General features: G+C 64.7%; 7 protein-coding genes. 5 read left to right on the top strand and 2 right to left on the bottom strand.

Annotated elements, in window-relative coordinates; all coding sequences use genetic code 11:
* Positions 1-161 precede the first annotated feature (161 nt).
* The 4 genes from ACCC94_RS08430 (at position 162) to rarD (ending at position 3633) form a co-directional block, all read left to right on the top strand.
* A complete protein-coding gene (locus tag ACCC94_RS08430) occupies positions 162-926 on the top strand; it encodes a TOBE domain-containing protein (protein ID WP_413348860.1) in 765 nt (254 codons plus the stop codon).
* Between the two features lie 119 nt (positions 927-1045).
* Positions 1046-1417: a substrate-binding domain-containing protein gene (locus tag ACCC94_RS08425; protein WP_413348858.1), complete on the top strand. Its 372-nt coding sequence runs from the start codon at positions 1046-1048 to the stop codon at positions 1415-1417.
* A 68-nt stretch (positions 1418-1485) separates the two neighbouring features.
* The gene (locus ACCC94_RS08420) at positions 1486-2460 is read left to right on the top strand and encodes a serine/threonine protein kinase (RefSeq protein ID WP_413348857.1); all 975 of its coding nucleotides are present in this window, start codon (positions 1486-1488) and stop codon (positions 2458-2460) included.
* Positions 2461-2745: 285 nt separating this feature from the next.
* Positions 2746-3633 carry an EamA family transporter RarD gene (gene rarD / locus ACCC94_RS08415; protein WP_413348855.1) on the top strand — a complete coding sequence of 296 codons (888 nt, stop codon included), beginning with the start codon at positions 2746-2748 and terminating at the stop codon, positions 3631-3633.
* Positions 3634-4278: 645 nt separating this feature from the next.
* On the opposite strand, the gene ACCC94_RS08410 is transcribed toward rarD, so the two are convergent.
* Both ACCC94_RS08410 and ACCC94_RS08405 read right to left on the bottom strand, forming a co-directional pair.
* Positions 4279-4797 (bottom strand): glycine cleavage system protein R, encoded by a 519-nt coding sequence (locus ACCC94_RS08410; protein ID WP_017520206.1) that lies wholly within the window; start codon positions 4795-4797, stop codon positions 4279-4281.
* Positions 4798-4816: 19 nt separating this feature from the next.
* Positions 4817-5266: an N-acetyltransferase family protein gene (locus ACCC94_RS08405; protein WP_413348854.1), complete on the bottom strand. Its 450-nt coding sequence runs from the start codon at positions 5264-5266 to the stop codon at positions 4817-4819.
* A gap of 294 nt (positions 5267-5560) precedes the next feature.
* Between ACCC94_RS08405 and ACCC94_RS08400 the strand changes: the two genes are divergently transcribed.
* Complete coding sequence (locus ACCC94_RS08400; RefSeq protein ID WP_413348853.1) at positions 5561-7750, top strand: malate synthase G; 2190 nt, start codon at positions 5561-5563, stop codon at positions 7748-7750.
* Positions 7751-8143: the final 393 nt, after the last annotated feature.

Raw genomic sequence — 8143 nt, 5'->3', positions numbered from 1 at the left:
AAGACACAGATTCCGGAGCGCGGCGGGTCGACGTCTATTGCCTGGCGCGCACGCCGGCTCCGGAATAGTCGACCGCTGGGCCACATTCCCGATATCTGCCCCTTGCGTTTTGCAGGCGCGCAACGGAGCCTCGCTGCAGACCAATAAATACTTGCGAAACCATGACCACCCTCAGCCTGTTGACCCAACACGTCACCCGCCGCCCGCAGCGCATTGCCCTGCTGGCGCAGATCGCCCAGCTCGGCTCGATCACCCACGCCGCCAAGGCTGCCGGGATGAGCTACAAGACCGCCTGGGACGCCATCGATGAACTGAACAACCTCTCCGACCGGCCGCTGGTGGAGCGCAGCGTCGGCGGCAAGGGTGGTGGTGGCGCCTGCCTGACCGCCGAGGGCGAACGCCTGCTGGCGCTGTACCAGCGCCTGGAAGCCCTGCGCGAACACATAGTCGAGCACGTCGAGCACCAGGCCGACCTGGAGCTGATCGGCCGCCTGATGATGCGCACCAGCGCGCGCAACCAGTTGCACGGACATGTCGTTGCGGTGGAGCCGGCCGGCCTCAACGACCTGGTGCGCATCGAGCTGCCCGGCGGCTCGCGTATCCAGGCGCGGGTCACCCGCGAGAGCACGGAGAAGCTGGAGCTGACCGACGGCGTACCCGTGGTAGCGCTGATGAAGGCCGGCTGGCTTTACGTCGACCTGCCGCACATCCCCTGCCCGGAGGGGCTGAACGCACTGCAAGGCCACGTCGACGACATCCGCGCAGCCGAAGACGGCCCCAGCGAAGTACGCATCCAGCTGCCCAGCGGCCAGATGCTCTGCGCACTGACCGACCCGGAGCGCATCGAGATCCTTGGCTTGAAGCCGGGCTCGGCGGTGCGCGCACAGTTCTCCCCGGCCCAGGTGATCCTCGGCACGCCGCTGTAGTCTCCCGCGACAAGGGTTTCCCTGCCTCATATCAAGCCCGGCAGCACTGCGCCGCGCTCCAATAGCCGACAGAGTTCCGCCCATGCCGGGCGGAACCATGGCCAATCGGAGCTCCCACCATGCGCCGCCCACTCCTGCTGCTCGCCCTGCTGTTCCTGCCCTTCGCCAGCCACGCCGGCCCCGATGTGCTGCGGGTCGGCGCCAGCAACGAGCTGATGGCGATGCTGGAACCCCTGGTGGATCAGTACCAGATCGAGACCCGCAACAAGGTCCTGCTGATCGGCGGCGACGAAGCGGAACTGGCCGAGCAGGTCCGCCAGGGCACACCCTATGACCTGCTGCTGACCCCGCTGCATCAGTCGGACAAGCAGGCCCGGCCGCTCAAGTGCAAAGTCCGTTCGATGCAGAAACTGACCCTGGTGAAGGGCGAGCGCCGGGCGCTGGCCACGGACTTCGTGCAATACCTGAGAAAACACTGCGCCGACCGCTGAGGCGACTGCCCACCCAAACGAAGCGGACTGGGTAAACTAGGCAGCTTTACCATTGCCGGAACGTCGCCATGTCCCATCCCTTTTCCGCCCTCACCCCCGACCTGGTGCTGGATGCGGTGGAAAGCATCGGTTTCCTCAGCGACGCCCGCGTACTCGCGCTCAACAGCTACGAGAACCGCGTCTACCAGGTCGGCATCGAGGACAGCGAGCCGCTGATCGCCAAGTTCTACCGCCCCGGCCGCTGGACCACCGAGGCGATCCTCGAGGAGCACGCCTTCTCCGCCGAGCTCGCGGAATGCGAAGTCCCGGTGGTGGCGCCGCTGGTGCATGAGGGCCAGACGCTCTTCGAGCATGCCGGCTTTCGTTTCACCCTGTTCCCCCGCCGTGGCGGCCGCGCACCGGAGCCGGGCAACCTCGACCAGCTCTATCGCCTAGGCCAGTTGCTCGGCCGCCTGCACGCCGTCGGCGCCAATCGCCCGTTCGAACACCGCGAGGCGTTGACGCCGCAGAACTTCGGCCACCAGTCCCTGGCCACGCTGCTGGACGGCAACTTCATTCCCAGGAGCCTGTTGCCGGCCTACGAGTCCGTCGCCCGTGACCTGCTGAAGAAAATCGACGACCTCTACGCCCGCGTGAAGTACAAGCCCATCCGCATGCATGGCGATTGCCACCCCGGCAACCTGCTGTGCCGCGACGAGACCTTCCATGTCGTCGACCTCGACGACTGCCGCATGGGCCCGGCCGTGCAGGACCTGTGGATGATGCTCGCCGGCGAGCGCCAGGAGCGCCTCGGACAGCTTTCGGAGCTGATCGACGGCTACCAGGAATTCCACGACTTCGACCCGCGCGAGCTGCCGCTGATCGAAGGCCTGCGCGCCCTGCGCCTGATGCACTACAGCGCCTGGCTGGCGCGCCGCTGGGACGACCCGGCATTCCCGCCGAGCTTCCCCTGGTTCGGCAGCGAGCGTTACTGGGGCGAGCAGGTGCTGGTGCTGCGCGAGCAACTGGCGGCGCTGGACGAGGAGCCGTTGCGGCTGTTCTGAGCCACGCATTTTCATTGCCGGCCGGGCGGCCGGATCGCCAACGGAATCCGCCGCCGCTTGCTCTTCGTAGGAGCGAGCTTGCTCGCGAACCCGCCCGGCTCCGGCACCGCCGGGGGAATCCGTTCGCGAGCAAGCTCGCTCCTACAGGTCTGGACTCCCCGTAACGGCTTCGTTACGCACATTCGCCGACACCGCCGCGACATCCACCGCGGCGGCAAAGACAAGCCCACGCGAGCGCCCTAGAATTGTGCAGCCACTCATTAGCTGCCTAACCAAGGATGTTCCATGGCCACCGCCAATCCCCGCCGGGGCTATGCCCTGGGCCTGACTGCCTATGTCATCTGGGGACTCTTCCCGATCTACTTCAAGCTGCTCGAACGCATCCCCGCCCTGGAAATCATCACCCACCGGGCCATCTGGTCGGCGGTGTTCGGCGCCCTGCTCCTGCTGGTGTGGAAGCACCCCGGCTGGTGGCGCGAGCTGCGCGAGAACCCCAAGCGCATCGCCGTGCTCACCGCCAGCGGCCTGCTGATCGCCAGCAACTGGCTGGTCTACGTCTGGGCGGTGAACAACGGCCATATGATCGAGGCCAGCCTGGGCTACTACATCAACCCGCTGGTCAATGTGCTGCTGGGCCTGGTGATCCTTCGCGAGCGCCTGCGCCCACTGCAGTGGCTCGCTGTCGCCCTGGCGGCGCTGGGCGTGGCGCAGCAGTTGTGGCAATTGGGCAGCCTGCCCTGGGTATCGCTCGCGCTGGCGCTGACCTTCGGCTTCTATGGGCTGATCCGCAAGCAGGCGCCGGTGGCCGCGCTGCCGGGCCTGGTGGTGGAGACCTGGATCCTGCTGCCGCTGGCGATCGGCTATCTCGTACTGTTCGCCGATGGCCCGAGCGTGCACGCGGACTTCTGGACCACCCGGGACGCCCTCTGGCTCGCCGCCGCCGGCCCGATCACCCTGGTGCCGCTGGTGTGCTTCAACGCCGCCGCGCGCCACCTGCCCTACGCGACCCTCGGTTTCCTGCAGTACCTGGCGCCGACCCTGGTGCTGCTGCAGGCGATCCTGCTGTTCGGCGAGCACCTGGACAGCACCCGACTGGTCTCACTCTGCTGCATCTGGGCGGGCCTGTTCGTCTACAGCGTGGACATCTGGTACCGCCTCTCGCGCGGCGACTGATCACTAATTGATCCACTGCCTGCAAGCCACGCCAATCGCGGCTTGCAGGCAATCACCCGCAGATTGTCCACAGCTCTATCCCGCATTTGCGGGGATAACGGCTTTTTCTTCCACAAGCCTCCAGCCGTGCTCTTCTTACTGCGGCCCGCTCTGATAGCACACGCCAGAATGATCAATATTTGATCAATCCAACCCAGGCCCCGTGAACTCCAGCCTGCAGAGACATTCCCCCGGCTTTTCCACAGGCTGATCACCGCTTCGTGTGGATGGACGAAAGCCCCCCGATCAGAAAGTGGACAACCGCCTGAGCGCCAGAAGCTACGTGGCCTGCAGCGTTCCATGAACGGCTTCTCCACAGACTCTTCCAGTGGTTTTGTGCACAGTGACGGGATAGCCGCGAACGCCGAGCCCCCGAGCACGCTCTGTACAGAAAACGACCAAATCGTCGCAAGCCGCGGAAACAGGCTGCTTCAAGCACTTATCAACAGAATGCCCACGCCTCGATCCCCGTAATCTGTGCACAGCGGAAAGACAGGCAGTGGATAAGCAGACTGACACGCAGCCCAAGTAAAATGGGCCCTCTGCCAATCCATTAACAGAGAGCCAACAGGTTTTTCCACAATCCGCGCGGTGAGAGTGGAACAGTCATTCCCCGCTGTGGAAATTCAGCTCCACCATCAGGTCGTCCGCCAGTTCTTCCAGCTTCTGCTGCAGGTTTTCCAGCGGCAGGGTCAGCGGCACGGCCAGCAGCGCCTCGGCGTGGAACAGCGGCTCGCTGCTCATGGGCGCGGGCAGCACTTCGGTGCTCAGGCGCTCCAGGTTCACGCCATGCTCGGCCAGCAGCTGGGTAATGTCGCGGACGATGCCGGGGCGGTCGTTGCCCACCAGGTCGAGGTGGATCGGCTTCCAGTTGCAGGCCGGCTCGATGCCGCTTTCCGCCAGCAGCACGCGGATGCCGTGCTCGCTCAGCTCCTGCAGGCCTTCCACCAGCTCGTCATAGCCCTCGGCGGGCACGGCCACGCGAAGGATCCCGGCGAACTGCCCGGCCATCCGCGACATGCGGCTTTCCAGCCAGTTGCCGCCGTGGGCGGCGATGCATTTGGCCACGCGCTCCACCAGACCGGGCTGGTCCTGGGCGATGACGGTCAATACGAGGTGGTCCATGAGCAGTCTCCGCAAAGGGCTAGGCCGTGAGGTCCAGCCAATAGGTGTAGAACTGGTCGTCCCGCTTGTAGCCCAGGCGCTCGTAGAGCGACTGGCCAGCGCGGTTGGTCTTCGCCGTCTCCAGCATCAGGCCGCAGGCGCCGGTGCTCTCGCCGTGGGCGCGGGCGGCGTTCATCAGCGCCTCGCCGTAGCCATCGCGGCGCGCGGCGGGCAGCACGTAAAGATCACTGACCAGCCAGGACGCCTGCAATGCCAGGGAAGCGAAGAACGGATACAGCTGCACGAAGCCTACCGCCAGCCCGTCGATGCTGCGCGCGATGAACACGGTGGACTGGCCGCTGCCGATGCGCGCCTCGAGGAACTCGCGGATCTTCGCGTGGGGCGCGGGCACCTCATAGAAATCGAGGTAGCCGGAAAACAGCGGAACCAGGTCATCCAGATCGGCGGGGGTGGCAAGCGTCACGGACATGCGGGATTCTCCAGAAGGGAAGAAGCAGTATAGGCACGGCGAGGTCTGCCGGCTGCGACGGGCTGCCACAGGTACCCATGCGGGGAATGCGTGTACAGTTTTAAGATTTATCTGGAACAATCCAGATGATTTTTGCGAACATATGACCTGCTACGTGACTGATATGCGTACTTTGGTCTAACCGCGACGCTAGCCCACTGATTTTTCCCACGGCATCATGTAGTATTCCGCGGCTCGGACTACAAGGCGTTTTGCCTGTGTCCAGAGCTGGTCCTGAGCAGAGTGAGGCAAGCAATGACTGAACGCGTTCAAGTCGGTGGCCTGCAGGTCGCCAAAGTCCTTTTCGACTTCGTCAACAACGAAGCCATTCCCGGCACCGGCATTGACGCTGGCAAGTTCTGGGCAGGTGTCGAAACCGTAATCAATGACCTGGCCCCCAAGAACAAGGCCCTGCTCGCCAAGCGCGACGAGATCCAGGCGAAGATCGATGGCTGGCACCAGGCTCGCGCCGGCAAGCCCCATGACGCCGCCGCCTACAAGGCCTTCCTGCAGGAAGTCGGCTACCTGCTGCCCGAGCCGGCCGACTTCCAGGCCAGCACCCAGAACGTCGACGAAGAAATCGCCCGCATGGCCGGCCCGCAGCTGGTGGTGCCGGTGATGAACGCGCGCTTCGCCCTGAACGCCGCCAACGCCCGCTGGGGCTCGCTGTACGACGCACTGTACGGCACCGACGCGATCAGCGAAGAGAACGGCGCCGAGAAGGGCAAGGGCTACAACAAGGTCCGCGGCGACAAGGTGATCGCCTTCGCCCGTGCCTTCCTCGACGAAGCCGCCCCGCTGGAAACCGGCTCCCACGTCGACGCCACCGCCTACGTGGTGAAGAACGGCGCACTGGCCGTGACCCTGAAGAACGGCAGCGAGACCGGCCTGAAGAACGCCGCTCAGTTCCTCGCCTTCCAGGGCGAAGCCGGCAAGCCGAAAGCCGTGCTGCTCAAGCACAACGGCCTGCACTTCGAAATCCAGATCGACCCGACCAGCCCGATCGGCCAGACCGATGCCGCTGGCGTGAAAGACGTCCTGATGGAATCCGCGCTGACTACCATCATGGACTGCGAAGATTCCGTGGCCGCCGTCGATGCCGACGACAAGGTCGTGGTCTACCGCAACTGGCTGGGCCTGATGAAAGGCGACCTCGCCGAGCAGGTCTCCAAGGGCGGCAGCACCTTCACCCGCACCATGAACCCGGACCGCGTCTACACCAAGGCCGACGGTTCCGAGCTGAGCCTGCATGGCCGCTCCCTGCTGTTCGTGCGCAACGTTGGCCACCTGATGACCAACCCGGCGATTCTCGACGCCCAGGGCAATGAAGTACCCGAAGGCATCCAGGACGGCCTGTTCACCAGCCTGATCGCCATTCACAACCTGAACGGCAGCGCGACCCGCAAGAACAGCCGTACCGGCAGCGTGTACATCGTCAAGCCGAAGATGCACGGCCCGGAAGAAGTCGCCTTCGCCGCCGAGATCTTCAGCCGCGTCGAGGACCTGCTGGGCCTGCCGCGCAACACGCTGAAAGTCGGCATCATGGACGAAGAGCGTCGCACCACCGTCAACCTGAAGGCCTGCATCAAGGCCGCCGCCGAGCGCGTGGTGTTCATCAACACCGGCTTCCTCGACCGCACCGGTGACGAGATCCACACCTCCATGGAAGCCGGCGCCATGGTGCGCAAGGGCGCCATGAAGACCGAGAAGTGGATCGGTTCCTACGAGAACAACAACGTCGACGTCGGCCTCGCTACCGGCCTGCAGGGCAAGGCGCAGATCGGCAAGGGCATGTGGGCCATGCCCGACCTGATGGCCGCCATGCTCGAGCAGAAAATCGCTCACCCGCTGGCCGGCGCCAACACCGCCTGGGTTCCGTCGCCGACCGCCGCCACCCTGCATGCGCTGCACTACCACAAGGTCGACGTGTTCGCCCGCCAGGCCGAACTGGCCAAGCGCGCGCCGGCTTCGGTGGACGACATCCTGACCATTCCTCTCGCCCCGAACACCAACTGGAGCGCGGAAGAGATCAAGAACGAGCTGGACAACAACGCCCAGGGCATCCTCGGCTACGTGGTCCGCTGGATCGACCAGGGCGTCGGCTGCTCCAAGGTGCCGGACATCAACGATGTCGGCCTGATGGAAGACCGCGCCACCCTGCGCATCTCCAGCCAGCTGCTGGCCAACTGGCTGCGCCACGGCGTGGTGACCCAGGAGCAGGTGCTGGAAAGCCTCAAGCGCATGGCTTCGGTGGTGGATCGCCAGAACGCCGGTGACGCCCAGTACCGCCCGATGGCGCCGAACTTCGACGACAACGTGGCCTTCCAGGCTGCGCTGGAACTGGTCCTCGAAGGCACCAAGCAGCCCAACGGCTACACCGAGCCGGTGCTGCACCGCCGCCGTCGCGAATTCAAGGTGAAGAGCAAGGCCAGGAACGGCCTGTAAGAGCTTCGCGCTGCGATGAAAAACCGCCCTTCGGGGCGGTTTTTTTATGGCTGCCATTCGACGAACTGGTGCCACGCCCCCAATCGCGGACGAAGTCCGCTCCTACGCAGGGCTCACCCGTTGACGTAGGAGCGGACCTTGTCCGCGAATCCCTCAGGACGCACCGATTTCGCGGAGAAGCTCCGCTCCTACAAGAAGCATAGGCACCTCCCGCGCCAGGACGGAGCACGGATTCAACTCATCGAACGCGGTGTTCTCGTAGGAGCGGACTCCGTCCGCGATAGCTTCCGGGCGCCGCAAACTCGTCACGTAACGCATGTGCACAATTATTGTGTACAAAATCCCCATCGCGGACTTTCGAAGCGCAGCGCCGACCTGACTCTCAAGTCAATG

The organism is Pseudomonas sp. Pseusp97 (assembly GCF_047304025.1).
Taxonomy (GTDB): Bacteria; Pseudomonadota; Gammaproteobacteria; order Pseudomonadales; family Pseudomonadaceae; genus Pseudomonas.
Note: the sequence above shows the minus strand (reverse complement) of the source record. Positions and strands in the feature narration are given on the sequence as shown.